Annotated in this window: 27 protein-coding genes, 1 pseudogene and 1 riboswitch; of the genes and pseudogenes, 9 read left to right on the forward strand and 19 right to left on the reverse strand. The window is 39.4% G+C overall.

The genetic code is table 11. From position 1 onward, the window contains the following. Positions 1-5: 5 nt before the first annotated feature. The 4 genes and pseudogenes from NQ095_RS03615 to NQ095_RS03630 all read right to left on the reverse strand — a co-directional run bounded on the left by NQ095_RS03615 (position 6) and on the right by NQ095_RS03630 (position 3,187). On the reverse strand, positions 6-464 hold the full coding sequence (locus NQ095_RS03615) for a GNAT family N-acetyltransferase (RefSeq protein WP_258262125.1): 459 nt from the start codon (positions 462-464) through the stop codon (positions 6-8). A gap of 123 nt (positions 465-587) precedes the next feature. Further along, positions 588-1,331, reverse strand: a pseudogene (locus tag NQ095_RS03620) (ABC transporter permease). Positions 1,332-1,347: 16 nt separating this feature from the next. After that, entirely contained in the window at positions 1,348-2,259 is a 912-nt protein-coding gene (locus tag NQ095_RS03625; protein ID WP_258262126.1) for an ABC transporter ATP-binding protein, read from the reverse strand. A gap of 280 nt (positions 2,260-2,539) precedes the next feature. Further along, the gene (locus NQ095_RS03630; protein ID WP_258262127.1) at positions 2,540-3,187 is read right to left on the reverse strand and encodes a pentapeptide repeat-containing protein; all 648 of its coding nucleotides are present in this window, start codon (positions 3,185-3,187) and stop codon (positions 2,540-2,542) included. Between the two features lie 215 nt (positions 3,188-3,402). On the opposite strand from NQ095_RS03630, the gene NQ095_RS03635 reads away from it, so the two are divergent. After that, the gene (locus NQ095_RS03635; protein WP_258262128.1) at positions 3,403-3,915 is read left to right on the forward strand and encodes a GNAT family N-acetyltransferase; all 513 of its coding nucleotides are present in this window, start codon (positions 3,403-3,405) and stop codon (positions 3,913-3,915) included. A 116-nt stretch (positions 3,916-4,031) separates the two neighbouring features. Here NQ095_RS03635 and NQ095_RS03640 read toward each other — a convergent pair whose 3' ends face one another. Then, positions 4,032-4,541 carry an NUDIX hydrolase gene (locus NQ095_RS03640; protein WP_258262129.1) on the reverse strand — a complete coding sequence of 170 codons (510 nt, stop codon included), beginning with the start codon at positions 4,539-4,541 and terminating at the stop codon, positions 4,032-4,034. 267 nt (positions 4,542-4,808) lie between these two features. Continuing rightward, on the reverse strand, positions 4,809-5,888 hold the full coding sequence (locus NQ095_RS03645) for a citrate synthase/methylcitrate synthase (RefSeq protein WP_258262130.1): 1,080 nt from the start codon (positions 5,886-5,888) through the stop codon (positions 4,809-4,811). A gap of 115 nt (positions 5,889-6,003) precedes the next feature. Between NQ095_RS03645 and NQ095_RS03650 the strand changes: the two genes are divergently transcribed. Beyond that, the gene (locus NQ095_RS03650; protein ID WP_258262131.1) at positions 6,004-6,882 is read left to right on the forward strand and encodes a LysR family transcriptional regulator; all 879 of its coding nucleotides are present in this window, start codon (positions 6,004-6,006) and stop codon (positions 6,880-6,882) included. 546 nt (positions 6,883-7,428) lie between these two features. Here the strand turns inward: NQ095_RS03650 and NQ095_RS03655 are convergent. Both NQ095_RS03655 and NQ095_RS03660 read right to left on the reverse strand, forming a co-directional pair. Further along, the gene (locus tag NQ095_RS03655) at positions 7,429-8,133 is read right to left on the reverse strand and encodes a class I SAM-dependent methyltransferase (protein ID WP_258262132.1); all 705 of its coding nucleotides are present in this window, start codon (positions 8,131-8,133) and stop codon (positions 7,429-7,431) included. Positions 8,134-8,441: 308 nt separating this feature from the next. Beyond that, positions 8,442-8,966, reverse strand: coding sequence for a GNAT family N-acetyltransferase (locus NQ095_RS03660; RefSeq protein ID WP_258262133.1), 525 nt, complete (start codon positions 8,964-8,966; stop codon positions 8,442-8,444). A gap of 204 nt (positions 8,967-9,170) precedes the next feature. Between NQ095_RS03660 and NQ095_RS03665 the strand changes: the two genes are divergently transcribed. Both NQ095_RS03665 and NQ095_RS03670 read left to right on the forward strand, forming a co-directional pair. Then, positions 9,171-9,737 (forward strand): MEDS domain-containing protein, encoded by a 567-nt coding sequence (locus tag NQ095_RS03665; RefSeq protein WP_258262134.1) that lies wholly within the window; start codon positions 9,171-9,173, stop codon positions 9,735-9,737. A 236-nt stretch (positions 9,738-9,973) separates the two neighbouring features. Then, a complete protein-coding gene (locus NQ095_RS03670) occupies positions 9,974-10,408 on the forward strand; it encodes a hypothetical protein (RefSeq protein ID WP_258262135.1) in 435 nt (144 codons plus the stop codon). A gap of 108 nt (positions 10,409-10,516) precedes the next feature. On the opposite strand, the gene NQ095_RS03675 is transcribed toward NQ095_RS03670, so the two are convergent. The 5 genes from NQ095_RS03675 to NQ095_RS03695 all read right to left on the reverse strand — a co-directional run bounded on the left by NQ095_RS03675 (position 10,517) and on the right by NQ095_RS03695 (position 15,018). Further along, a complete protein-coding gene (locus tag NQ095_RS03675) occupies positions 10,517-10,891 on the reverse strand; it encodes a nucleotide excision repair endonuclease (protein WP_258262136.1) in 375 nt (124 codons plus the stop codon). 106 nt (positions 10,892-10,997) lie between these two features. Continuing rightward, positions 10,998-11,309: an iron-sulfur cluster biosynthesis family protein gene (locus tag NQ095_RS03680; RefSeq protein ID WP_258262137.1), complete on the reverse strand. Its 312-nt coding sequence runs from the start codon at positions 11,307-11,309 to the stop codon at positions 10,998-11,000. Positions 11,310-11,321: 12 nt separating this feature from the next. After that, a complete protein-coding gene (locus NQ095_RS03685) occupies positions 11,322-12,209 on the reverse strand; it encodes a YegS/Rv2252/BmrU family lipid kinase (RefSeq protein WP_258262138.1) in 888 nt (295 codons plus the stop codon). A 129-nt stretch (positions 12,210-12,338) separates the two neighbouring features. Next, positions 12,339-14,495, reverse strand: coding sequence for a YhgE/Pip domain-containing protein (locus NQ095_RS03690; protein WP_258262139.1), 2,157 nt, complete (start codon positions 14,493-14,495; stop codon positions 12,339-12,341). 166 nt (positions 14,496-14,661) lie between these two features. Continuing rightward, positions 14,662-15,018: a MerR family transcriptional regulator gene (locus NQ095_RS03695; RefSeq protein WP_258262140.1), complete on the reverse strand. Its 357-nt coding sequence runs from the start codon at positions 15,016-15,018 to the stop codon at positions 14,662-14,664. 91 nt (positions 15,019-15,109) lie between these two features. Between NQ095_RS03695 and NQ095_RS03700 the strand changes: the two genes are divergently transcribed. Both NQ095_RS03700 and NQ095_RS03705 read left to right on the forward strand, forming a co-directional pair. Continuing rightward, positions 15,110-15,874: an SDR family NAD(P)-dependent oxidoreductase gene (locus NQ095_RS03700; RefSeq protein ID WP_258262141.1), complete on the forward strand. Its 765-nt coding sequence runs from the start codon at positions 15,110-15,112 to the stop codon at positions 15,872-15,874. A 214-nt stretch (positions 15,875-16,088) separates the two neighbouring features. Then, positions 16,089-17,111: an STAS domain-containing protein gene (locus tag NQ095_RS03705; protein ID WP_258262142.1), complete on the forward strand. Its 1,023-nt coding sequence runs from the start codon at positions 16,089-16,091 to the stop codon at positions 17,109-17,111. A 22-nt stretch (positions 17,112-17,133) separates the two neighbouring features. On the opposite strand, the gene NQ095_RS03710 is transcribed toward NQ095_RS03705, so the two are convergent. The 3 genes from NQ095_RS03710 to NQ095_RS03720 all read right to left on the reverse strand — a co-directional run bounded on the left by NQ095_RS03710 (position 17,134) and on the right by NQ095_RS03720 (position 20,193). After that, complete coding sequence (locus NQ095_RS03710) at positions 17,134-18,003, reverse strand: DUF4111 domain-containing protein (protein ID WP_258262143.1); 870 nt, start codon at positions 18,001-18,003, stop codon at positions 17,134-17,136. Between the two features lie 125 nt (positions 18,004-18,128). After that, positions 18,129-18,710 (reverse strand): CBO0543 family protein, encoded by a 582-nt coding sequence (locus NQ095_RS03715; protein ID WP_258262144.1) that lies wholly within the window; start codon positions 18,708-18,710, stop codon positions 18,129-18,131. Positions 18,711-18,795: 85 nt separating this feature from the next. After that, positions 18,796-20,193, reverse strand: a complete 1,398-nt coding sequence (locus NQ095_RS03720) for a protoporphyrinogen oxidase (protein WP_258262145.1) — start codon at positions 20,191-20,193, stop codon at positions 18,796-18,798. 220 nt (positions 20,194-20,413) lie between these two features. Next, positions 20,414-20,521, forward strand: a riboswitch (SAM riboswitch). 105 nt (positions 20,522-20,626) lie between these two features. Between NQ095_RS03720 and NQ095_RS03725 the strand changes: the two genes are divergently transcribed. Beyond that, positions 20,627-20,842, forward strand: coding sequence for a Fur-regulated basic protein FbpA (locus tag NQ095_RS03725; protein ID WP_258262146.1), 216 nt, complete (start codon positions 20,627-20,629; stop codon positions 20,840-20,842). Between the two features lie 73 nt (positions 20,843-20,915). Here the strand turns inward: NQ095_RS03725 and spoIIP are convergent, their stop codons facing one another. Continuing rightward, complete coding sequence (gene spoIIP, locus NQ095_RS03730; protein ID WP_258262147.1) at positions 20,916-22,082, reverse strand: stage II sporulation protein P; 1,167 nt, start codon at positions 22,080-22,082, stop codon at positions 20,916-20,918. 171 nt (positions 22,083-22,253) lie between these two features. Next, a complete protein-coding gene (locus NQ095_RS03735; RefSeq protein WP_258262148.1) occupies positions 22,254-23,729 on the reverse strand; it encodes a flavin monoamine oxidase family protein in 1,476 nt (491 codons plus the stop codon). Positions 23,730-23,931: 202 nt separating this feature from the next. On the opposite strand from NQ095_RS03735, the gene NQ095_RS03740 reads away from it, so the two are divergent. Together NQ095_RS03740 and NQ095_RS03745 are read left to right on the forward strand one after the other, a co-directional pair. Then, complete coding sequence (locus NQ095_RS03740; protein WP_258262149.1) at positions 23,932-24,168, forward strand: hypothetical protein; 237 nt, start codon at positions 23,932-23,934, stop codon at positions 24,166-24,168. 94 nt (positions 24,169-24,262) lie between these two features. Further along, on the forward strand, positions 24,263-25,027 hold the full coding sequence (locus NQ095_RS03745) for an AAA family ATPase (RefSeq protein WP_258262150.1): 765 nt from the start codon (positions 24,263-24,265) through the stop codon (positions 25,025-25,027). A gap of 58 nt (positions 25,028-25,085) precedes the next feature. Here the strand turns inward: NQ095_RS03745 and NQ095_RS03750 are convergent, their stop codons facing one another. After that, positions 25,086-25,400 carry a DUF3892 domain-containing protein gene (locus NQ095_RS03750; protein ID WP_258262151.1) on the reverse strand — a complete coding sequence of 105 codons (315 nt, stop codon included), beginning with the start codon at positions 25,398-25,400 and terminating at the stop codon, positions 25,086-25,088. Positions 25,401-25,458 lie beyond the last annotated feature (58 nt).

Consider the following 25,458-nt stretch of genomic DNA (forward strand, 5'->3'; position numbering starts at 1 on the left):
ATATGCTAGTTAAACGACACTTCTTTCACCACGGCCATTTCCCTTCCAAATCGGTCACCATGATCGACAAATCCCAAACTCTCATATAAGCGGTGAGCACCCTGATTTTCGGGATGGTATCCTACTACGATTCTATTAATATCATAGGTTTCCATCATTTCATTTATCATCAGATCTGTTGCAGATTTTCCGATTCCTTTACCCTGATAGTTTTTATCCACCATGATCCGGTATACCCAATAAGCATCCAATTCTTCAGGTTCAGAATTGAACATTAAAAATCCAACTACTATATCTTCATAATAAATAGCGAATGGTTTTAAGGTCGGCTCGAATTTCGATTGAGCGATTGATATGGCATTTGGCTCAATAAATTCCTGTTGCTCCCGGGAAAGTTCCAGCTGACAGCATTCGTACCAATTTTCGGCGTTTACTTCTGCGATTTTTACATTATATTTATTCAAATATGTGCCCCTTTCAATCTGTGATCATTCTCAGACTATTGAATCATACCATATATTGCAAGAAGGAGGAGGAATCGATTTTTATTTTTCAAAAAACAAAGAAAAAATTCATTTTATCTTTGTTCAGCTCTTGGATGACCGAAGAAACCGAGGATACGCAGCGATGGCGATCAAGCCACCAGCTATTCCGGCAATGACCATAATCAATATATTGAATAAAACATCTAAAGTGGCTCCCCCCTCTAGAATAATCTCCTTATAGCCTTCAATTGCCCAATATTGAGGCAGTAATTTACTGATCGTTTGCATGAAATCCGGCATAAGATCTACAGGTAGCCATAATCCTCCAAGCATCGCTCCACCTAAGGCTATGATCTGTGTCAGAGCAATACCCATATTCTCCGTCTTAACCAGTACGGCAAGTGCCATGCCCCATCCGGTCACTATAAATGCCAAAGAAAGTGATAAAATGATCAGTCCAAGGGGATCCCCTAAAGGAAGGTCATACACAAGGACGCCAAAACCAAATAATACAGCAATCTGAATCAAAACGATCACCATGAAAGGAATCTACTTCCCTATAAAATAGTTCATGATTGGAAGTGGCGTGCTGGCGATCCTTGCAACCATCCCTTTGTCCCTATCCTTCACTAGTCCAATGACCATGGAAATCATAATATAAAAAGCGAACATGATTGTATAACCTGGAATGATTTGAGTGACGACTTCTTTGTAACTTGTATTTTCATCACCTGAAAAAATGGATACAAAGGCAATAATGAAGACGATCGGTAAGATAAACGTCCAAAACCACAACCCTTTATCCTGTATATTTTTCTTTAATTCCATTTTGGCAATCGCCCACATAGCATTCTCCCCCTTTCTATGAATCCCGAAGCTGAGTTCCTGTTAATTTGAAGAAGATATCCTCCAGTTTCGGCTGATATAACTCGAGCCTTCTTGGCAGAATGTTTTGGATGCGGAACTCGGCAATCAATTTTTCCAGCGTCATCAATGGATCATCACTTTGCAGAAGAAAACCATTTCCTTTCGCTTTCACCTCTCCATGTGTGGTCAGAGCCACTTCATCTAAACCTTCTCCGGAAATAAACAATGACGGTTTATTGTATTTTTGCTGCAGCTCATCCATAGTCCCCCATTCGACAAGTGCACCTTTGTCGATCAGTCCGATGCTGTCGCATAACTGCTCTACTTCCTCCATATAGTGACTTGAATATATGATCGTACTCCCCTTCTCCTTTAGTTCCTGTATGATGGAAAAAATCGAGTTTCTTGATTGAGGATCAATTCCCACTGTCGGTTCATCCATGATGATAATGGAGGGGTCATGGAGTATGGCACAGCCAATATTCAACCTGCGCTTCATACCTCCAGAAAAGGTGGTGACTTTGTCTTTCCCCCGTTCTTCTAAACCGATTTGCTGTAGCACTTTCCCGGTGCGATCTTGAAGGTCTTTGCCTTTAAGCCCATAAAGGCTTCCGAAATACATTAAATTATCCTTGGCAGTCAGTGTTTCTTCCAAACAAATATCTTGAGGAATGTATCCGATGAGCTTCTTTACTTTTACTCTTTCTTTCTTGACAGATAGCCCTTGCACACTGATATCACCGTCAAAATTTTGCAATATTCCGGAGAAGATCTTCATTAGTGTGGATTTCCCTGCCCCATTGGGACCTACAAGTCCAAAACAAGATCCTTCTTGAATCGTTAATTGAATCTCCTTAATTGCTTGAAGTGAATCATATCGCTTGCTTACGTGATCAACCGTGATCATACATTAACCTCCCTTAAACAGTCCCTCATTATAAAATGTACGAATCAGGATTGGTAAAAGTTTCATTGGCACAAAAAAAAAGAAAAAGGAGTGGGATTATCTTCCACTCCTTTCGTGTGTTCGTTATCTTTAGATGAAAATTTAACATTGAAAGCAGGTGAATCCTTATAGATGAATATGCAGATTCGAATGGATTCATGCATTTTTTAGGATAAAGGGTTATGATTGGATGGTATGTAAACAAGATGACAGTGTGAAGGAACTGTACTAAGCCTCAAGGCTACTCCTTCACTTTCAATCCTAATAAGCTTGCGAAACCGATCGCCTGATCAGGAGAAACTTCACAACCAGAGAGATTTTCAAGCGCTACGTTGATGCGTGTAAACTTGCAGGTACTGATATCAATACCCTTGAGGTCAGTCTGAGTGAAGTCAATCTCATTAAGATTGCAATGATGAAAGTTGACCTTAAGAAGTTCACAGTCAGAGTAATTGGCATTTTGTAATAAGGTCTGATTAAATATCACTTGTTTTAATCTTGCTTCAACAAAGTCACTCATATTCGCCAGGCACTCTTCAAAACGGACATTTCCTAAATGGGCTCTGGAAAAATTCACACCCAATAATTTGCATTCTTTAAAGATGACCCGATGTATGATTCCATCACTGAAGTTTGCATTCGACAGGTCACAGTTCTCAAATATAACATCTGTCATGTCGATTCGAGGGAAAGATGCACCGGTGAACGAAACATTTCTGAATATCACTTTAGATATCACGAGCTGATCGATCTCTTCCTGGTCCAGCCCCGCATTTTCTATCGTACAATGGGATAGGAATGGATCTTCTTCATAATAAATATCTTGAAAATTGACCGGAACAGGACGAGCCGGGATTTTCGGGTCTTCGACTTTGAATGTATGCCCCATGATTACACCTCTATTATATTCATTCTGTATAAAGAAACTATAACATGATGAAATTTGAATAGTAGACTTGGATTTTTATTGAGTGTGTGTCTCGCGATGATTTTATTGATCAAGTTTAGATCTATTAATATAGTAGAGAGCAAATAATCGATTTACTCTATTTAATATTTCAAGTTACAATGAGATGAATGAATGATTAGAAATGAGGTGTTCGAATGAAAGTAACAGAAACAACCCGACTGACACTTAGGTGGGTGGAGGAATCAGATGCAGACTTCATAATGAAATTGTTAAATGAGCCAGGATGGCTCCAGTACATAGGAGACAAAGGGGTTCATACACTGGAAGATGCCATTCGTTATATTTTGACTGGTCCACGAGCCATGTATGAGCGGGAAGGATTTGGTTTGTTCTTGGCAGAACGTAAAGATGATCGTGCACCGATCGGTTTATGTGGACTGATCAAGCGAGAAGGTCTCGAAGATGTGGATATTGGCTTTGCCTTTCTATCGGATTATCAATCTCAAGGATACGCATTTGAAGCAGCAAGCGCTACGGTTGAGTTTGCTAAAGAACAGGGGATTAAACGTCTGGTCGCGATAACGACCAAAGATAATGATTCTTCCTCTAAACTTCTTGAAAAATTGGATATGAAGTTTGAAGGCTTTGTAACGTTGCCCAATGACACAGAAGAACTAAAAAAGTACGGAATTAAAATAGAACTATGAAGGAAATGTATTATATCGAAAAGAGCTGGGAAAAACGGACAGCTCTTTTCCTTAAAGATTATAAATAATTGGTTTTGCCTTTGTGAATAAGAAAGCACCAGGTAAGCCTCCACATCCTATTCATATAATTTCTTTAATTCTTCCAAAACATAGTTTTCCCTTTTAATCCATCGATTGTTCTCATACTTGTCCATCAGCACCTCATTCCCTTCAATAGCCTCATCCATAGTAACCCATCGGGGAGTCATTTCAAGCTCCAACTCATATTCTTCTAATTGTTGTGGTATTCTATCCCAGTCTGATAGTTCGCAATGAAAGTAATGTGAAGTCATTTCGAATAATGTACCAGCTTCATACATGTCCATATATCTTTGTGTCACGATACCAACAGGCTCTTTAACCAAACAATGTATGTAGCCGGTTTCTTCAGCAACTTCCCTTATGAGGGCAGCAGACAGACTTTCCTCTTCTTCGACCCCGCCTCCCGGAAATTTATAATCCCCCCTCTTGGAATGCATGAGAAGGATTTTACCTTCTTGTATGATGACTGCTTTCACGGCAGTTCTATATTTCATATTGTATTCCATGATCTCACTACTCGGTTTTCCCAACACGGTTTCAAACAACGCTATCTCTCCTTTCCCTAAAATAGTATAGATTTATAGATAAACCCGCGACTTGATTTGAAAAGACAATCATTTCAATGGAGCCGAGATGTCTTATATAAGTACGTACCAATATTAGAATTCGACAAATTCACCTAATTCCCTCCAAGTGTTTGAATATTCACTACTAAAACCAAACGATTTCATTCAAAAGAAAAACGCTTAGGAACTCTAAGCGTTTACACACTTACCTGCATAAGAGGAACATGTAGGGTTTACATTTTAGGCTTACCTTTTTCCTATATATTCAGATTGCGGCCTGAATATAGTATTGTTTTCAGCCTGCTCCAATACATGTGCTGTCCAACCAACGATGCGAGCGGCTGTAAATGTCGGTGTGAATAGATCTGATGGCAGATTAATCGATTTCATGATGGCGGCAGCATAAAATTCTACATTGGTGTATAGGGACCTTCCCGGTTTCATTTCAGCTAAAAGTTCGATTGCCTTCTTCTCAACGAATAGGGCCAGATCCAAAGCCGGATCACCCCCCTTATTTTCTAACAGCTTCTTTCTTAAAGCGATGGCTCTTGGATCATGAGTCTTATAGACGCGATGACCAAACCCCATCAGCTTCTCACCTTTCAGTAATTTTTTTCTAATGACATTTTCGGCTTTTTCAGCTACACCTATTTCGTTCAATAAATCAATGACCCCGGACGGTGCCCCGCCGTGAAGTGGACCTTTCATTGTCCCGATAGCTGAAGTGATAGATGAAACGAGATCAGACTCCGTTGAAGCCGTGACCCTTGCTGAGAAGGCAGAAGCATTCATTCCGTGTTCCATGGTAAGGACCATATACGTTTCAAGTGCATCTGCCACCGCCTTAGACGGACTCTTTCCTGTAAACATGTATAGATAATTCTCTACATGGCTTAGCTCGGTATCCGGCTCAAATAGAGGTCGATTCATCACTATATTGAATCGGTAGGCTATGATGGTCGGAATGACGGCTGTCAATCGCAAAGATTGCTCAATTGTCGGCTTCCAATTGTATTCTGGTATTCCCAGAGAGGAAATAACTGTCCTTAATGCACTCATGATATCCATTTCTTCTGGTAGAGAATGAAGGATAGCCTTCATTGCAGGTGTCAGTTCTCGATAAGTGTTCAATTTCTTCTTGATTTCCATTGCATCCTCCTCTGTGGGAAGATATCCATACCACAACAAAAAAGCTGCCTCTTCAAATGACATATGATTGAGTTCCCCTATTTCGTATCCCCTATAGATGAGAATACCTTCCTTGCCATCGATGTGACTGATCGACGTTTGAGCGGCTACGATCCCTTTTAATCCTTCACTAAACATGCAAAACAACCCCTTTTCCTTTATTACAATTATTGTATAATGAATTTATAATTAAAAAAATTAAATATATTTAATTAAATTAATTACAATTTATAATAAAGAAGAGGTGGATCCAGTGGATTTAAATATCATTAAAACATTTATTATCGCAGCCGAGTTCAATCATTTCAGGAAAGCTGCCGAGCGATTATATATCTCACAGCCGACCGTAACCGTACATATTAAACAACTTGAAAAGGAACTCGGAGTCGCCCTTTTCGAGAGAGATGGGAAGAAAATCAAACTGACAGAAGCGGGGAGATCCTATTTACAAAATGCTAAGAGATTGATCGAGGTTTACGAGGAGGGAATAACCGACATTCATTCCTTTAGTCAGGGATACACGACCACACTCAAAATGGCTATTTCCCCCTTGATTGCTGATAATGTATTGCCTTTTGTTTTAAAACAATATTTGGAGAATCATCCCGAGGTGGAGATATCGGTTGAAATCATTGAATCTACGGAAATAGAAAAGGCAGTTTTAGAAGAAAGAGTGGATATCGGACTTTCCTGTCTCCCCTCTTTTAGCCATGAACTTGAACAGACTCTATTATTTACTGATAAAGTCATTTTGGTGGCTTCTCATGATGGAAGGGATTTTGAATCAGCACCGCCACTGGAAGAAGAGGAGTTACTGGCATCGAATTACTTATTGACCCACAATCATCCTTCCTATTGGGATGAACTTTGTTATACCATTAAACAATTTTATCCGAAAACAAGGATGATGAGGGTTTCGCAGACGCATATTACGAAGCGGTTCATCGCAGAAGGGCTCGGTGTATCCTATCTTCCCTCCTCGTCAGTAAGGAGAGAGCTGTTGGAAGGGAGGCTGTTGGAGGTCCATACAAGTGCTTTTCCCATGCCGGAAGCTAATACCTACGCGATAACAAAATATCAGCATAAAACACAGAAGGACTTTTTACGATTCCTTTCTCGCTTCAGAGTATAAAGAAAGATGAAGGTGGGACAAAAGTGTTTAGTTAAAAAGAAAATCCGAACGATCATTCGATATTCTTTTTTGAAAATCGAGATCGTTCGGAGTCATCATTTGGCTTTTAACGTACATATTTATGTTTTGGTTGTAATGAGTAGTGGTTGATTTCCTAGCGTAATGGTCTTATTATAACTGCTAAACCATTGCATTAGTTGCAGTGACGAATTACAGTTAATCATACAAATACTCTTTCTTACCTGATGTGAATGATCCATACTCCTCCGAGATCCGGGCTTTTATTATTCTTGCTAAAGCATGCAGTGTATATAGCAGGTTCCAGCTGTTGATTGGAGTGCAAGACGAAGACTCCTACGGGAAAAGCGGAATAGGTAAGACCCCGCAGGAGCGAAAGCTGTGAGGAGGCTAGCCGAACGCCCGAGGAAAGCGAAGTCTTGCAAGGAAATCTGGCAGCGGTGTAACAAGTGATACTAACTAATTGTTTGATTGTTCGTCTTTAGAGGAACTGGAATTAGTTATGTCCCATCCTCATCCGTTTTACATTTAATTTTTTTGAAAAAGTCCGGTCAGTAAGTCAGAGGCGCCGAATTGGTTCTCTGCATCCTTTTTATCGATCATTTTCCTGATTTCAATGGGCTTTAGTGAATGGAAAACACTCCTTAACCGTTCTTCTGTATACCCTAATCCTCCCATCAGTGATCCTTTTTTATATACTTCCCAGTCGGATATATGAGAACCTCCTAATTTTCCGCCTTTATAAAAGCACGTTATGCCAAAGTGACCTTCATGCTTTAACGCTCTTTCAATAAGATTTATGTAACTTATCCTTCTATGAGGCGCAATATGGTGAAAACATCCTGAATCGTATATGAAGTCGTACTTCCCAATGGTTAGGTCACAATCAAATATATTTTGATGCTGAAAGTTTATGGTCAGATTTCTTTCGTCTGCTCTTTCCTTTGCCCACTCGAGGGACGTTTTGGATACATCGACTGCATCAACCTCAAATCCCTTTTCTGCAAGGTAAATGGCATTCCTGCCAGGGCCGCAGCCAAGTTCAAGTACTTTGCCAGGGTTGACCGTTCCACGTTCTATATAAGAGACTAAATTTTCGTCGGGTGCATTAACAAAGATAGGTATTGATTTCTCTCGATCAGAAAAAAACTCGTCCCAAAATGGTTCTGGCTCCCGTAAGTATGAATCTAGCATCGTAAGTATATCATCGTAATTATGAATGTTCTCTTGCACATGGTTCCCTCCTTAATCAGCTGATTTCATTTTACTTTATTACAGAGAAAGAAAGGTTACCACGATTTTACAAATATATTATATAAGGGTTTGATTAGAGGTTAAAGAAGGACCAGGCATGCGATTTAACGAGCCCAGAAAACCCATTTTAATGGATTAAAATGCCTTTAAAGGGAATGTGTGTAGATCCATAAAAATTTGAGCAGGGAGAATCTGACCACACTGAAGAGTGTTGTGACTTTCAGCTAACCATATTTTCTGTTTCATTCGTTACATTTTTGTAATAAATAAGCATTCGATATGAAGTCTCAAGCCAATACTTTTTCCATACGGATATCTGACCACATTTTATCATTCCAATAAGTGAAATCAGGGATCCTGGCTATTTCCTGATAACCCATCTGCCTGTATAACTTATATGCCTGACTGTTAAACTCAAAAACACCAAGTTCTATTCTAGTTAGTCCCTGTTTTTTTATTTCCATTTCCAAATAACGAAGTGCTTTATATCCTATTCCCTTTCCCCGTGCCACTGGATCTCCAATCGTAATTCCTATCCAGGCAGTGCCCCTCACTTTTTTATATAGATGACCTGGATCGACCATGAAATTCATTTCTCCTACAAGTTTTCCCTCAAAGTAAATGAGATAAATATGATGAGAATCCATTCGCTGATTTAACTCTTCTACTGTTATATTCCACTGCTTTTGAAGGTCTTCTCTACTTTGATTCGGCCTGATGTAAGGAATTAAATCAGGATGATTATCCCATTTATTTAGAGTGTTGGCGATCTCTACATCAGGTTGGTCTAATCTAGTAAATTGAAGATTCATTTCGTATACATCCTTTCTTCGTGCTATTTATAAAATATTCCATTAAGAATAATATTTTTGAGCAAGGTAGAATGTAAATTAATTATTATTAGAATATTCAAAATATATATATAGCTTCCCATATCATTATGTTATGCTTAAATTAATCCCTTGTTAGTAGGAGAACAGCGCAAACAAAAACCACGAGACGAGAGGTGAAGATCTATGGAAGTGTTACATGATGTGAACCTTGGAGCTTTACAGAAAGGGCATGTTTTTTATCCATTCCAACAACAGGAAGCCTATATTCGTAATTTAATGTTATTTATTCAGGCTGGCTTAAAGAACAATCAGCATATATTGATCGTTGAAAGCATGAAAAATATCACCAAGGTCAAGAACAGAATGCACAGATTGTATACAGAGGAACAGCTCTCATCCATCTCTCTGGTTGATAACTTTGACTACTATTTTTTAAATGGGGATTTTAACACTCAACATATTCTCAGATCTTTTCAGAAGGATCTCTCCATCATTAAAAAGATAAATTCTTCCATAAGAACCTGGGGTCACGTTGAGTGGGTCTCAAAAGAACCAGACGCAGCTTTACTTAATGAATTTGAATCGATCGCTGATGATTATGTTCTAAAGGAAGGGATGCTTTCCGTTTGTGCATACTCAAAAAACAGTTTATCAAATGCATTAACCGAAACATTGGAAAAGGTTCACCAATTTGTGTTGACCGATGAGAATTTGCGTTTATCTATGACATATAATAGAGATTTATTTTAAAGACTCGTATTTTGACGAGTCTTTTATTGTTCCCTCGTTAAGACATGTCTTTTCAACCGAGCTAAATACCTTCCACAAATTCACTTTATTATTTTACACTTTCCTTCTCTCATTTCCAAACGTTTTTCTATCTATTACTGCCTTTATTATTTTTTCTATAAGTAGGTTCTATAGAAGTGCCGCTGCCAATAAGTATAACCATGAAGAGCATAATACTTAAGGTAGGGGGATCTCTTGTGAATGGAACCATTAATCCCATCAGGCTGAACGAAGTGATAGAGTATGAGGAACTAATTCATGAAGCATTTAACGGAACTTCCTTGAAGGCAGGTCGAATTGTACAAATAGTGTTCTGGATAAAACCGGGAAAAACATTTGTTACGTATGACATCATAAATAAAAATAACAAATACGTTAATATTGAAGATTCTCTCTCGCCCCCTTCGGTTCAAAGGCGGGAAATCAACTTTCAAACGTTATTTGAACTGAATCAACCGGTTGATATTGAGATAGCCGGAGTGAAGAGACCTTCTGTAATCGTATCGATCAACATTTATTGGAATGATGAGGGCATGGAGGTTTCTTACGGAGTGACTGATCGGACGGATACAACTTATTTTGGTGTGCGGGAAGAGTTGTTGGTTAAATGGAATCCAGCATATGCCCGATAGAATCTAAGAAGACGTTATGGGTATCTAAAGAATCTTCATACAGTCCACTTTTACAAATCAAAAAGGTACCAGGGACCTCTATCGGATCCTGGTACCTTTTTTAAATTATTACTTATAGAACACTTTGTCTACATTATATTTCGCTTGCAGTTTATTGATGATGTATGTCTCATAAATGTCACGATCCATAGCATCATCTACGATAGCTACGTCGATTCTGTAGACTTCGCCTCTGTGATTACGCAGCGGTGATACTGTATCTTCGAGATGCTTTTTGACTCTTTGGCGCAGCTTTCGGGCTTTTCCAACGAATAGGAGCTCATCATTGATATTATAAAATAAGATGATGCCCCCCTTATCTCTTGGGATTTCATGAAGATCGATAAAGCCCTGGATGCTTTTGATCTTTGGTTCTTCAGAGTCTTTTGGTTGCCTTCGTTCCGTTATGGAAATATCCGCCTGTGGGATTTGAATGTTTATCATGAATGGTCACGTCCTTTGTTTGCTCTAAGAGGTAATAGTAACACAAAAAGGTTGTAATTACTATACAACGAAGCACTTACCTTTAAAATTAAGAGCATATCTATTTTTACACATAACGCAGGCCGATCCTATTACTGAAGATTTGATTCTTATTTTTAAAAACAAAGAAATTATTTCTAAAGTCGATGGTCAGTTCATGTTCGTACGTATCTTCGAAATCGTCGTTGACGATGAAGTCGAGATTCTCCGAATGGATGATTTTCTCATGGGATTCCGCTTTTCTTCTATCTACTACTTTCATTTCATATATATTGTTGACGATATCACAGCTTCCCCTGTCAAAGGATAACTGAATGATTTTCCCCTCAGGAATTTCGTTCAATTTTTCTTTTGCTGTTTGTGTAATCTCAAATTTCAATGTAGCACCCTCCTACTTCTTATTTGGAACGAGTATGTTCAGATGCTGCTTTAAGTTTTCAATTGTGATCGGAAGCTTGTCTCCTTCATCCCCATCGACATTGGCTATCATTTCATAGGTAGATTTTGCCTGAAGTTTGGTAACTTTCATATAGTGGACGTGTTCGCTTTCAGCTAATTCACCTAACAGGATTTTCGGTAATAAAAGGAGGAACCGAGGCAAAGCCATGTCTTTGATGATGAAGACATGTAGCTGTCCATCATTCACCTTCGCTTCCGGTGCGATGGTTTCCATCCCACCAACCGAATTGGTGAGGGCTACGAGCATAAGAAGGGCTTCCCCTTCCCAATCATGTTCTGATTGGACCTTCAGCTCGAATGGCTGCTTCTCCTTCATCTTCTTCATTCCTTCTATTATATATGCAAGTGGACCAAGCATTGATTTCTGTTCGACCGGTGTGGAAAATGACGCCTCTGCCAATGCACCGACTGCTACAATATTGATGAAATAACGATCATTGATCTTTCCAACATCGGTTTTTTGTACATGGTTTTGTTTGAAGATGTCGATTGCTTCTTCAGGTTTCATTGGAATATTGAGGGCCCGTGCAAAATCGTTTACCGTTCCGAGGGGGATCAAACCAAATAATGGACGATGCTCTTGTTCAGCCATTCCGTTAATGGCTTCATTGATCGTTCCATCCCCGCCCATGGCGGCCAGGAAATCATACCTTTTCTCACAAGCTTCCTTCGCAAATTCCATTGCGTCTCCCTCTCCTTTAGTCAATCGCATATCGGTCTCGTACCCCATCTCCTTCATCGTTTCAAGTGCATGGTCACTATATTGTTTCCCCAATTCCTTACCGGAAGATGGATTGACGATTAACATGGCTTGCTTCACGCTATTTCCTCCCTTTTATGTTATGTATTTCATTAGACTTTACCCTAAATGTAAAGAGAGGAATCCTTTTCCAACGTGAAAAAGCAGGGAAACAAATTGAAAAACCTGATTTCCAAATCATCAACATGATCAATGGAACAACCCGGATTCTTTTGATTTTTTCATAAAAGCTTTTGTCCTTTTACTTAGCGGTCCTTTAAAAAATATGCCGAATAGCAAAGCAAAGAGGCCAAATAGAGTTAGAATTAACATATCTCTATACACTCTTTCCAAAACGATCCCTCCAACTGCCTCCCTCATGAGATCGATGCTATAAGAAAATGGGAGGAAGGGATGAATGGTTTGGAAAAAAGCCGGCAAAAGAGGCACTGGATAAGTCCCTCCGGCTCCTGCAATCTGCAGGACCAGAAGGACGATGGCCATCGCTTTTCCAATATTCCCAAATACTGATACCAATGTATATACTACGATCATAAAAACAATGCTGATGAGTAATCCGAAGACTATAAACCAACCAGGTTCTGCAATATGAACCCCAAGGATAAAAATGTCGCCAACTGTTACAATCATGGCTTGTATGAAACCAATACAGAGAAACGTCAGAAGTTTACCAAAGTAAATTTGCCTTTCAGTAAACTCATGAGGAGTGATTACTTCAGTTGCTAATAGTGAGATTAACAAAAGTGCACCTACCCAGATGGCTAACACAGTGTAAAACGGGGTCATGGCAGCCCCGTAATTTTGTATTGGAAATAAACTATTTTTCTCTAAGACAACCGGTTCTTCAAAAAAGCTTTTCTCTGCATTGGGATCATTCCGGAGGAGATCAATGACTTCATTAATATCGGTTTTCCCCTGGATATCCCTGATACGGTCGGCAAGCTGGCTGATTTTTTCTTTAACATACGGAAATTGCCTTGAGACATTTTGGAGTATTTCCGTTCCTTTTCCTAGGTTTTCATCTGTATTAGAGAGAATCCTATCCACTTCCGGAATGGTGCTTTGTATGTCTAGAAGGATCTTCCTTGCTTCATTCAACGTTCCCTTCGCTTTAGCTACCTCACCCAATACAGCCGGTTCAATCGTTTGTTTGTATCTTTTTATAAGTGCATGCATATCTTTATCCGTTTTGCTGGCACGATCTTTTATGCCCTTGATCAATTCGTTCACGTCTTGTTGCTTAGTAGCAAGGATATCATTTAGTTTCTGGCCTTCTTTTTGAATTGTCTGCATTTCCAACTTAACTTCCTCCAGCTGATTCAAGGCCTTTTCAATCTGTTCCTGGTTTGGATTTTCTTCATTCTTCTGTAACGATTGTAAGGAAGCTTCAACCGTGTCAATCGTTTGGATGGAAGTGGCAAGTTTATCAGCTACTCCTTTGTTAATCGTTTCTGCTCCACTAAGGTCAATAGAAGAGGTTTCAATTTGCCCCAGGAATTCGTTGACCCTGGCAGCCATTTCCTGTACTCGCTCCAAATCTTCTTGAATGGTTGGAGCCATCTCGTTTAATTCATTTTCAGCTCTTTCAAGAAAATCCGTGGTCTGATCGATCGTATCAAGTCCCTGATTCGTCACACGTTTCACATCAGGAATTTCAGCCTGTGCTCTCTGAATAATCCGCTTGGCACTTTCGGCATCCGACAAAGATTCATTCAGGACAGCACCGATTCCTGGTAACTTTCGATCTACTGTAAATACATAATCCTCAAACCTTTTTATGTCAGGAAGATCCTTTTGAATCTCAATTCCAAGCTCATTAAACAGTTCAAATATAGTCCCATTGACAGTCGATATAAAGGAACCCGTAATTTTATCGACGATTCCTCCTGCCCCGGATTCTGTAATTTTTGGGGCGATGGCATTGATCTTTTCGTTTACGTAATATTCCAAGGTTGCCTTTTCAGGTTTATCTTCTATGACAGTGGCTAACTTCCTGGAGAAGTCACTCGGAATGATGATAACCGCGAAATACTCCCCATACTCAACACGATCCATAGCTTTTTTTCTATCAACAAACTTCCAGTTCATTTCATTATTTTTCTTTAATTCTTTTACAAGATCCATGCCAATATTCAATTTTTCATCCCTGAGTTCCGCCCCATTGTCTTCATTCACGATCCCGACCGGGAGCTGATCGGTCTTGCTGTAAGGGTCCCAGGAAGCGCCGATGTTAAACCATGCATACAAAGATGGTAACAACATTAAACCACCTATCAAGAACGCAGCCACCCAGTTCCTGGATACATTTCTTATATCCCGTGTAAAAATCCTCCAGCTATTTCCCATATGAATTCCTCCCTTTGTCACGAACCTTTAATTTGGAACTTAGTATACCCAACTTTAAGTTCTTAAGTTACCAACACACACTTGAATTCAACTGGATTCATCAAAAAAGGTATCCGACAAATGAAGGCGGATACCTCTTAAATGCTTATGATACTCATGCTGATTTTTATTCTGCCAAAGACTTTTTGTACGAACCAATTTTGTCTTTCAACATTTCATTGGTTGATAGCAGGGTTTCAATCTGTTCTTGTATATTTTTTTGATGCTCTTCGAGGAGTGTCAATCTCTCTTTTGTTGTATGATTCCCTTCCATCACTAACCAGGTATAATCTTTAATGGTGGCGATAGGCATTTTTGTCTCCCTTAATTTCATAACAAATTTTAGCCATTTAAGGTGGGAATCGGTATACCTTCGAATACCTGAACTAGAACGATCTGGTGTGATGATTCCTTCTTTTTCATAATATCGAAGAGTATGGGAAGTGATTCCCAATATTTCCGATGCTTCGCTGATACTATACATGCATGATTCCTCCTATGTATAAACTCTTGACTTGGAGTCCACTCTAACCCTTAGGATAGAAGTGTACCATAAACAGACAGGAGGAAAAAATATGAATTATACAGTCATTACCGGAGCAAGCTCAGGGATCGGATATGAGGCTTCACTTGCATTTGCAGCAAGAGGGAAGAATATTATTGCTGTTGCCAGACGGGAAGATAATTTGAATGAACTGAAGAGTGAAATCGTTTCCACTTACCCAGATGTGGATGTCATTACGATGACAGTTGATTTATCTTTAAGCGAGAACGTCTATGAGTTTTATAAAAGCTTGAAACAGTATAATATTCAAACATTGATTAATAATGCCGGATTTGGAAATTTTGATTCCGTACCTGAGCAAAAACTGACTAAAATTCAAAGCATGATAAATCTTAACATCGAAGCATTGACCCTGCTATCTTCCCTATTTGTCCGGGATTATGAACACGTAGCCGGCACTCAACTGATCAATGTTTCTTCAGGGGGAGGATATACGATTGTGGCGGATGCCGTTACCTACTGCGCAACGAAGTTCTATGTGAGTGCATTCACAGAGGGACTCGCTCAAGAACTTGCTTCAAAAGGTTCCGAGATGAAAGCGAAAGTATTAGCTCCTGCTGCGACTGAAACCGAGTTTGCACAGCGATCATTTGATGTAACTGATTTCAATTATGACGGTACTGTCCCGCAATATCATACAGCAAAGGAAATGGCACAATTCATGCTGGATCTCTATGACAGTGACAAAGTGGTAGGGATTGTAGACGGAGAGACCTATGAGTTCAATTTAGTGGATCCTATTTATCCATATGCTAAACGATCATCTCAAGAATAAAGGAAACGTTTTAACAAGACTATATCCTACAGTATCACGAATGCTCATTGATTCGTGATACTATCATTTCTTACTCGTACATAACTGCCACCAATCCCCATGACTCCCCCCACTTCATATTCTGCTGGTTTACCTATTATTTGAATGGGGTAATAGAGTATTATTTGACTTTATAATATAAAGAAAATCTATTCTGTTATCGATGGGGGTTAAGATGATGGCAAAGTATGATATTGACGTGAATGGATCACTGTTTGATTGGGATTTGGATAAAGGATCTATAACATTTGAAAATGATGAGGTCGTTCTATTCTGGGTGAATACAGCTTTTAAAACGCTGATTGATTCACTCGAAGAAATCGCAGGTGAAAAAGAGGCAAGATTGGTTCTTGAAACAGCAGGCTACCGTACCGGCCTGATTGTCAGTGACTTCTACTTGAAATCCATTGGAGACCCGGAAATGATCCTCGATAAACTGCCTAATACATATGTAACCGCTGGATGGGGAATAACAAAGATTCTTTCTTATTCCATTGAAGATAAAACAGCTGTCGTCCAATTTTGTAACGGATGGGAATATAAAGTGAATGTCGCACAGGGAAAAGAAAAAGAAGGTACTTTCATGCCTGGTCATTGGGCTGGAGTACTGACTGGAATATTCGGCTCCAAAGTATGGTACCGGGTGGTTAAAAGTCAGATCAGTGGGGACGACTGCAGTGTATATGAGTTTTTCGCATCCGATATTTCTCCTTCTTTGAATGTCAATGCGTTAATGGAAGAGCAAACCTTAGCAGCGCAAGAAGAATTGGAGCGTATTACAAAGCAAAGAACAGAAGTTTTATCCGAAATCATTAGAGAAATTTCTTCTCCGATCATTCCTGTATTGGACTCGATTCTCGTGGTCCCCCTCGTTGGACGTTATAATGAAATTAGAGCTGAAGAATTGATAAATAAAACACTTCTCAATCTGCCACGCTATAAAGCTGAGTTTCTGATTATCGATTTGACCAGTCTCAGCAGGGTGGATGATTATACTTTATCTTTCATCCAGAAATTCGTAAGTGCAGCCTCCCTATTGGGTACCACTTGTTTGCTTGTAGGGATTTCTTCGGAACTAAGTATAAAAGTTACGCAAAGGGGCTATCGGATGAATCATATCCCCTGCTTTTCCATTCTGCAACAGGGAATCAACTACTCGTTGGATCAATTAGGCATGGAAATCATCAAGAAGGTGTAAAGCCGGGTAGGTATAGGCAGGATTATCTCCTGCCTATTATCTCGGTGTCTAAGGGATGAATATGACGTTCAATTTTCAATTGATTGCAAAGAGGAATCAGGTATGTCATAAACTTAATTGTAGTTTTTATCCGGATTTCATTGGAGTCAGAGTTAATCCCATTCGTTCCTGAACGGATACTCATAGCCTCCCTGATCAGACTATGCCATTCTTCAGGCAGGTGCTTCAACCCATACTCACCGGCGTGCTGCTTTGAAATAATAGACCCTTCTTTCAATGTATAGTATTGCCGAAGAACTCCAAGGACCGACCATTCTATTTCTGCATCCAACATATCGGCAGGAAAATGCTTTGCTTCATCAAAGGATTTTTCAAATGAATGTAACCTTCCAACCCAATAAGTATTCATATTTTGAAGAACATATTGCCGCAATACTTCTGTGGTAGGACCTGATATCATCAAAGCTATTTCTGGTCCCACAATTCTAATCCCCTTATGCTTCATTAAATACCACGTGATAGGGTTGAAGTTGAAATAATTTCCGTAATTCAATTCACCATTGTTAAAGTATGCGTACATTTCGTTCTCGTCTTTACAGCTTGAATCCATCTTCTCTATATCGTCTTTTACAATGTATACTCCATCCATTTCCGGTTTTTGAAACATTTGTTGAAGCGTTTTATGTATTTTATTAAGTGCACTGGAGTCTTCTTTCAATAGTCTTCGGTTTGTGACGGTAATAAAATCAATGTCGCTGGAATCATTCACGAATGCCTCCAGGGCAATAGACCCGTGGACATACAAACCTTCGAGTGTCTCCGGCAGATAATGATGGAATAGATTGATATACTCATTTAGTACTTTGTCAACTATTTCCGGTAAGTCCTTCAAGTAATCTCCCCCAATGAATAAGCATGTCTTCCAATTTCAACTTCCAATACCAATTATTCCAAATAATTGAAGAAGATTCAATAGGATTTGTGTAATTAAAATAAAACACACAGCTACCATTAGGGTCACTGTGTGTTTCGACTCTTCATTTTTTCAAAATAAACAAATAAATTCGTGATCCATTTCGCGATCACTCCTACAGCAATGTATATCACAAATAGATGGATGTAACTTGTGCCTTTGTTCATATTAAAGAGACCGGCACTCAGAAGGATGGGCTTAAGCACAAATGCAAAAACAGCGCTTACTAAAAGCAAGTACAGATAATAATTCTTCTTGTGACGATAGGTCCATTGGTATACGAACATATAGGAAACTGGAACAAGAGATACATCCAGTGAAATAGAACTTGCCAATAAAGGATAGAGTTTATATGGATAGAACCATTTCAACATATTTGCACCGATGGCATCTGCATAGGTAAAGAATACATGAACATTATATCCATAAAACCCGAATAAAAGCGCATTCTTTTTATCCAGGAAAAGGAAAAGGGATAGCAGCGGCAAAAGGAAGAATGCAGCCATTACCCAGAACTGCCAGGAGCCAAAGTCAGAAAATTGGTACCAGTAATCGATCCACGTATCTGTTTGTTCACCTTGGATTTCTTTCAACTTGGAAAGCATATTGTTTTGTGTTTCGTTCATGGGTTTCACTCCTAAGATACATATATATCTTAGTATGAGCAAGTCGAAGGTGGATTATAAACTATGTGCTTGATCTCCCATAAAATCAAGCTTTATTGATAGCATCTTTTATAATGGATTCAGCTGTTTTCCTGCCATTTTGAATACAGGCACCGATCCCTACCCCGAAGTAGGATGCTCCAGCTAATTTCACACGTGGCATCTCGGTTAAGAGTATATCGTTTAAGGCATTTACAGATTGATTGTGCCCCAGATGATAATGCGGCATCAGGTTGTCCCAATTGGTAACTTCGATTGAAACCGGATCTGCATCGATTCCGATGGTCCTTTTAATATCTTCCAGTGCCACACCCGTCAGTTCGTCCTCTTTTAAATTCTTTAACTGTTCGTAATGAGCACTCGTGCTCTTATAAAAGAGTCTTAGCAGCAGGTTGTGGTTTCGGGATGTATGCTTCCATTTCCGGCTCGTCCATGTACATGCATCGCATTTCACTTCACTGCCTTTAGAGACAATGAATCCCGTACCATCAGCAGGAAGCTCCTCATCAGGAACATTAAATCCCAAATAGATGGAGAGCAAGGAAGAGTTTCTTAGTGCATTAAAATTCTTGTTTAACTTTTCATGATTTAGAATCTGTTGAGTCACATCATGAGGCGTTGCGAATATGACATAATCCGCTTGGATGCTTTCATGTCCATTTAGTGTGAGCTCGTACTTTCCTGCATTCATATGTAGACTTTTTGTCTCTGATCCTTTTAGTACCATCGCATCCCCGCACACTTCTTCCAGACGGTCGATAATGGTGGATAAGCCATTTCTAAAGGAAATAAACTTTTTATTGGATGACCCTTTGAATTTTCCCCTGTTTGCAGATAACCCTTTGATAATACTTCCATAATCATTTTTATAATCAAGCAGATAAGGAAGAGTAGACGCCATCGTCAGTTTATACAAATCCCCTGAATATACTCCTGATAATACAGGAGCAATCTGGTTTCCAACCAATTCTTTCCCGAGAAATGCTTCCAAAAACTCGCCGATGGAACTTTCTTTCGTAAATTGAGTATTTCTTGTTTCCAGGTCGAGGAGAGCTGCTTTCTTTCCAGCTTCGGAAATAAGCGTACTTTCATTAAGGGATTCTATGCTCATCGGAATACCGAATATCGTGTCCGGGGGGATTCTATGCAGTTCCCCATTTGTGTATATGTAGGATGTACCTGTTTCGTTGTAAACGAGATCGTCTTGAAGGTTGAGTTCATCGACCAATGGAAGAACTCCTTCATTACGGGCGACAATAGAATCTGCGCCGGCTTCCATAATAAAATCGCCTTCTGTTATCGTCTTGATTTTACCACCGAGCTGTTGATCACGTTCGATCAAAACTAATTCAATTTCCAGATTATGTTCCCTGGACATTTTTTGCAGGTAATACAGGGTTGTCAAACCTGTAATTCCCCCGCCCACTACAGCTACTTTCATCATACCATCCACTCCATTAATTACGTGTATGTATACAGATTATCATGTTTTATACAGATTAGAAAAAGAAACTGTGTCTGAAATAGGAAAATAGCATGCGAAAGAGAACAGGGTGTCATTTATGGTTCCTTTGTAACCTATTTACCGCCCAGCACATAATTCATAGTTGACAACTAGGAATAGTTTGATATAACATATAATTGAATTCTGATAACCACATAGCCACTTATCCAGAGAGGTAGAGGGACTGGCCCGATGATACCTCAGCAACAGATTCTATTTTCTAGAACACTGTGCTAATTCCACAAGCGTTGAGCTTGAAAGATAAGTTGAAGTTTTTTTCACTAAAGCCTTCTTCTTATCTTACTAGGAAGTGGGCTTTTTTACTTGAAAAGTCTCTTCCTCTGTTTTTTACATTACAAGAGGAGTGATCAAAATGGGAGAAGTTTTTCAGGAAGCACCCAATAAACGAAGAAATGAGTTAATTAACAAATTGATTGTCCATAACATTTTCAAAAAAGGTGATAAACAATTATTTGAGTTAACACTGAAAGAACTGGAGAACGAATATTACTATATCCAGAAGGAATGCCACCCTCATTGTGATATCGGTTCTATTCAATGGAAAAATTGCTCGAAACTGACCAGTTAGTAGTACCGTTTAACAATTCAGGAGTGCCAAAATAAATAAATGACGCGAGCCATTGGCTCACGTCATTTATTTATTATTGTGCATTAACCTCCACAGCATCCTTTTTATAATAGGCGGCAAAAATTTCAGCAAATGCTTCGGTGGAATTATATAATTCTACTAAGTTATTTTCTACTCCACCAAATTCAAGAAGCATCGCTCGTTCTGTTAAATCCTGATTATAAACCCCGTTGCCTTCCGCTTTTGTTTTAATGAAAACTCCCCTGCTGATACCTGGATACTTTTCTTCTAATTTAGCATTTAATTCTTTTGCGATTTTCAGGTTTTTTTCAAAGTTCTTATTTTCTTTTCCTACAATGAAAAATAACCGGGCATAGTTCTTACCATTTATGGTTTTGGTTGTAATGTTTCGGGGCTGGGAATCACGGTGAACATCTATTAAATAGGTTAGATTGTCATCTTGAGCTAGCGCTTCCTGAACCAGTCCCCTGGTTAACTTATAGGATTCAAAGTAGGTCCAAGCTTTATTTTTTAAAGCTTGGTTTACATCTGTCTTATCCTGTACCGCACCGATTCCTCGTGATTCAAGTTCCTGTTTCAATTTTGATCCCACTGCAATGACATTGACCTTTTCATTGGTACTGGCAGGATCTTTCGAGTCATTGTTTTTGATCAGAGGGCTAAAGGCTTCCCAGCTGTGAGAGTGGTAAATAAAAACAGATTTTTCTTCTATTTCCTGCACACCGTCCCCTGAGTTGTTATTTGCTTGATCGACTTGGTTCTGGTCAATTTCCTGACCCTTCAGCTGGTCCTCCGTTGGCGCTGGGGACTCGTTAGGTAAATTGGTAATGTCCGTCCCTTTTCCGGCAACGGCTATATGGGTATGATAATTTTCGATTCCAGGAATTTCCCTTCCAAATAGACTCCTTGGATCAAGCAGTGATACATTCGTTACGCTTTCCAACCAATCAAAGTCAGTATTCATTGCCTCTTGATTCTCAATGCGCAAACCCGTCATTTCCTGTGACAGCAACATAAGAAATGTCTCTTTTGGTACAAGCTCTGATACCGAAGTATAGAACAGGCTGTCCACCCTCAATTTAATGGCAGTCGATGAAATCAGCCAAACCATGACATACATGAGGATGATGCCTATCAATACTACCCGGATGATAGCTTTCAAAGAAACGAATACTAGTGGGACTAAGCTATTATTATTTCGAGACTTATACGACATCATCAGTACCCCTATATAAAGTATTTAATAGTTAACTTTATGCAGGGAGGCAAAAGAGTAGAAGGTTTTTTCAGGATTCGGTCTGATTTCCTATGGGAAACAGGTAACAAATAGTATATCTTTTTCTAAAACGACCTGAACCTAAAAAAACGCATGATGAGATGCGTCTTTGGTTTATCGACCATTCACTTCATGCGCAGCCCTTATACCGGATTCAATCGCACCTTCTATCCACCCATGAAAAGAAGAGGTATGTTCTCCTGCAAAATGGATCCTTCCTTCGGGTGTCCGGATATAATCTCCGATGTCAGCTGCCTGTCCCGGTGTATATAGAGTGAAACATCCTGCCGAGAAAGGATTTTTGCTCCAATTATATACAAAATAATTCAGTAGTTCTGTATAAACACGATTTCCATAAACCCTGGATAAATCCTTCAACACTTCTGAAATAATTGCCTCCTTCGATTTACTATTCCACAAGAGAGCGTTTTGACCCCAGCTGTAGCTTGCGAGCATCACACCAGGCTTGTTACTACCAATATCATGACTGGGCATATAAGTAAATCGGGTAGGAAGATCCGAAACAATATTTCCGTATTTCATTTCTTCCCAGAATCGGCTTCTGAACTCGATACCTATTTTTACAGAAGGAATATTGGTTACTTCACGAATCGCCTGCCACTTTTTAAATGAAATAGAGTTATAAGGTACGACATCAATAAATTGAAACACGGTAAAAGGAATAGTGACAATCACGTAGTCAGCTTCATACTCCCTCCCCGTACCGTCCAATTGGTTAGCTGTTTGAACGATGACCCCCGACTTAGATTGTATGATACGAGTCACCTTTTGATTCAAAAAAATCCGGGACTGGAGGTCACCCATAAATGAATAGGGCAATCGGTCATTGCCACCTGTTATTTCATAAAACTTTGTTTCTTTTCTGAAAATCGGAAAAATAATATCCTTTAATATATCAACAAATGAAAACTCAGGAAATCCTTCGATCCCGAGGATGACATTTATTTTCCGAATGGCATTCATTGATAAGGATTTTCCAAACGGGTTGTTGGACAAAAATTGCCCTACTGAATAATTCGAGAATTGCTTAATCAATTTCAATTGTTCTTCGTGCTCACTATTATTATACAAATCCAGAAAGGGCTGGGTCGCTTCAAGAAAAAGCTCAGAAGCGGTTTTCCCCCTTTCGTTATCCGGTAGGGGATATTGAAGAATATCCGGATCAGCCTCGTACTGTTTTCTCGTCACTAAAATATTATTTACTAAAAACAGGTCTTTGGAAGTGGAATTTTGAAAAGGTTGAAATGGCAGTTTGAATTTCCTGATATACTCAAATACCAATCGATGGTTATCGGGGATCCTCATAGCACCTGCATCCAAATAATTCCCGGCAGTAAAGGGCTTCCGAACAGTATAAACACGCCCCCCGATCCTATTGTTTCCTTCAAGAATCATGACGTCGTGTCCGGCCTCTTTTAATGTTGAGGCTGCAACCAGTCCACTCATCCCAGCGCCAACGATGATGATCCTTTTGGATTTAGAAGGCTTTAATCCTTTTCGAATGATCGAAAGCATATCATCCGGATACTTCAAATCTGATGGGGCATCTCTCAGTAATCGATCATCCATTCTACACCTACCTCCCTTGCTCTTTCATCATATGAAACCATTTATGGAGGTATACATTTGTTTCCTGTGACATAATGATCAATTCAAGTCATTTTCAGAACGCATGTTTCTATTTACACTGTTCTATGTTATACTTAAGGTTCATTGGGTCTACGAGACTGTATTTAGTCAATCCCTCTAGCAGTAGAAGGGAGACATGTAAATGTCACTAGAAAATATCGTAACCATGCTCAAGACACTTAAGGAATTCAAGGAAAGTGAGATTGTTCATACGATTTCTGACCATGAGCACTCACCTGTTATGACCGTTACTTATCATCTGGACATGGAATGCTTCCGCATTACTTATGTGGATACAATGAAAGTCGAAGAATTTACTGATATCAGCCTATTGGCGAGGACTATAGAAAGTGTAGTAATGCTTGAACCTTCAAGATAACGTTTATTGTACTGCCATTACTCCGGTAATGGCAGTTTTTAGTATATATATGATAAAGAATTATGATAATCTATAGATAAAAAGGAGCGAGACCATGTCATTTGATCATCAGCCTTACATACGGGCAGTGTCGCTCAAGAGAGAAAACATCCCCTCATTTCACTCCTACCCTTTTTATATTCCAAGTATACGCTACTTAAAGGATCTTTCCCTTCATCCAAATGTCACGTTCATCATAGGAGAAAATGGGATGGGGAAATCCACATTATTAGAAGCCATTGCCATGGCCATTGGATTCAACCCTGAGGGAGGATCCCTTAATTTTTCTTTTTCTACGTATGATTCCTACTCGAATTTGGACCAGTATTTGAAGGTGGTAAGGGGGATAGATCGTCCCCAAGACGGTTTTTTCCTAAGAGCGGAAAGTTTTTATAATGTAGCGACGAATATTGAAGAAATGGATCGGGAACCTCTTTCAGGTCCTAAGGTAATCGACTCATATGGAGGGAAATCCCTACATGAGCAATCTCACGGGGAAGCATTCTTTTCGACCTTCATGAACAGATTTCAAGGGAATGGTCTTTATATCCTGGATGAGCCGGAAGCTGCGCTATCTCCATTAAGGCAATTGTCCATGCTTTCGCGCATACATGAACTGGTCAATGATCATTCTCAATTTATTATCGCTACACATTCCCCCATCTTAATGGCTTACCCTTCATCGAAACTCGTTCAGCTAACTGATAATGGTTTAAGTGAAGCAAATCTTGAGGACACGGGCCATTACCAGATTATGAAGCAATTTTTTGAAGATCGAGAACGAATGTTGCACCATTTATTTAAGGAGGAAGACGAATAGGTCCGTCCCTCAAAAAAACGAGCATAACCCACTATAGGGTATGCTCGTTTTTTTTCCTTTAAAAGGAAGGAAGTTCGCTAAGATTATTTTCTTTCAGCCCATCCGGCTCACTTCGTATGATATCCCTGCCGTAACGATGGATGACATCGACATGGGCGATTTTTCCGGCTTTTGCCTCCTGGAGAGCGGTTATATAATCCAACTCCCTGCCACTCTCGGTCTTGAATGCGATAAGGTCATCGTCACTATTTCTTCTGACAGCAACAATTTGTTCTAACCCTGTAGAAAGTTCATCAGCAATTTCGATTTTAGCCTGGACATTACCTTTCTGTTTGTATTTTTCATAAATTTGTTCAAAATTCTTATTTTCCATTGTACTCACCTCCCGAACGTATGTTTAGTATTTGTGTCTCCTTCCATCGATATGTACG

Source organism: Rossellomorea sp. SC111 (assembly GCF_024733565.1).
GTDB lineage: Bacteria > Bacillota > Bacilli > Bacillales > Bacillaceae_B > Rossellomorea.

Coding starts and splice junctions, on each gene's coding strand:
- NQ095_RS03735 (WP_258262148.1), bottom strand. CDS start 23,729: ATGGATGATCGATTACTGAGAGATGCCCCATCAGATTTGAAGTATCCG.
- NQ095_RS03750 (WP_258262151.1), bottom strand. CDS start 25,400: ATGGAAAATAAGAATTTTGAACAAATTTATGAAAAATACAAACAGAAA.
- NQ095_RS03660 (WP_258262133.1), bottom strand. CDS start 8,966: ATGAATCTTCAATTTACTAGATTAGACCAACCTGATGTAGAGATCGCC.
- NQ095_RS03675 (WP_258262136.1), bottom strand. CDS start 10,891: ATGATAAACATTCAAATCCCACAGGCGGATATTTCCATAACGGAACGA.
- NQ095_RS03630 (WP_258262127.1), bottom strand. CDS start 3,187: ATGGGGCATACATTCAAAGTCGAAGACCCGAAAATCCCGGCTCGTCCT.
- NQ095_RS03705 (WP_258262142.1), top strand. CDS start 16,089: ATGATGGCAAAGTATGATATTGACGTGAATGGATCACTGTTTGATTGG.
- NQ095_RS03645 (WP_258262130.1), bottom strand. CDS start 5,888: ATGTTTAGTGAAGGATTAAAAGGGATCGTAGCCGCTCAAACGTCGATC.
- NQ095_RS03720 (WP_258262145.1), bottom strand. CDS start 20,193: ATGATGAAAGTAGCTGTAGTGGGCGGGGGAATTACAGGTTTGACAACC.
- NQ095_RS03625 (WP_258262126.1), bottom strand. CDS start 2,259: ATGATCACGGTTGATCACGTAAGCAAGCGATATGATTCACTTCAAGCA.
- NQ095_RS03700 (WP_258262141.1), top strand. CDS start 15,110: ATGAATTATACAGTCATTACCGGAGCAAGCTCAGGGATCGGATATGAG.
- NQ095_RS03665 (WP_258262134.1), top strand. CDS start 9,171: ATGGAAGTGTTACATGATGTGAACCTTGGAGCTTTACAGAAAGGGCAT.
- spoIIP (WP_258262147.1), bottom strand. CDS start 22,082: ATGATGTCGTATAAGTCTCGAAATAATAATAGCTTAGTCCCACTAGTA.
- NQ095_RS03740 (WP_258262149.1), top strand. CDS start 23,932: ATGTCACTAGAAAATATCGTAACCATGCTCAAGACACTTAAGGAATTC.
- NQ095_RS03690 (WP_258262139.1), bottom strand. CDS start 14,495: ATGGGAAATAGCTGGAGGATTTTTACACGGGATATAAGAAATGTATCC.
- NQ095_RS03715 (WP_258262144.1), bottom strand. CDS start 18,710: ATGAACGAAACACAAAACAATATGCTTTCCAAGTTGAAAGAAATCCAA.
- NQ095_RS03695 (WP_258262140.1), bottom strand. CDS start 15,018: ATGTATAGTATCAGCGAAGCATCGGAAATATTGGGAATCACTTCCCAT.
- NQ095_RS03725 (WP_258262146.1), top strand. CDS start 20,627: ATGGGAGAAGTTTTTCAGGAAGCACCCAATAAACGAAGAAATGAGTTA.
- NQ095_RS03745 (WP_258262150.1), top strand. CDS start 24,263: ATGTCATTTGATCATCAGCCTTACATACGGGCAGTGTCGCTCAAGAGA.
- NQ095_RS03635 (WP_258262128.1), top strand. CDS start 3,403: ATGAAAGTAACAGAAACAACCCGACTGACACTTAGGTGGGTGGAGGAA.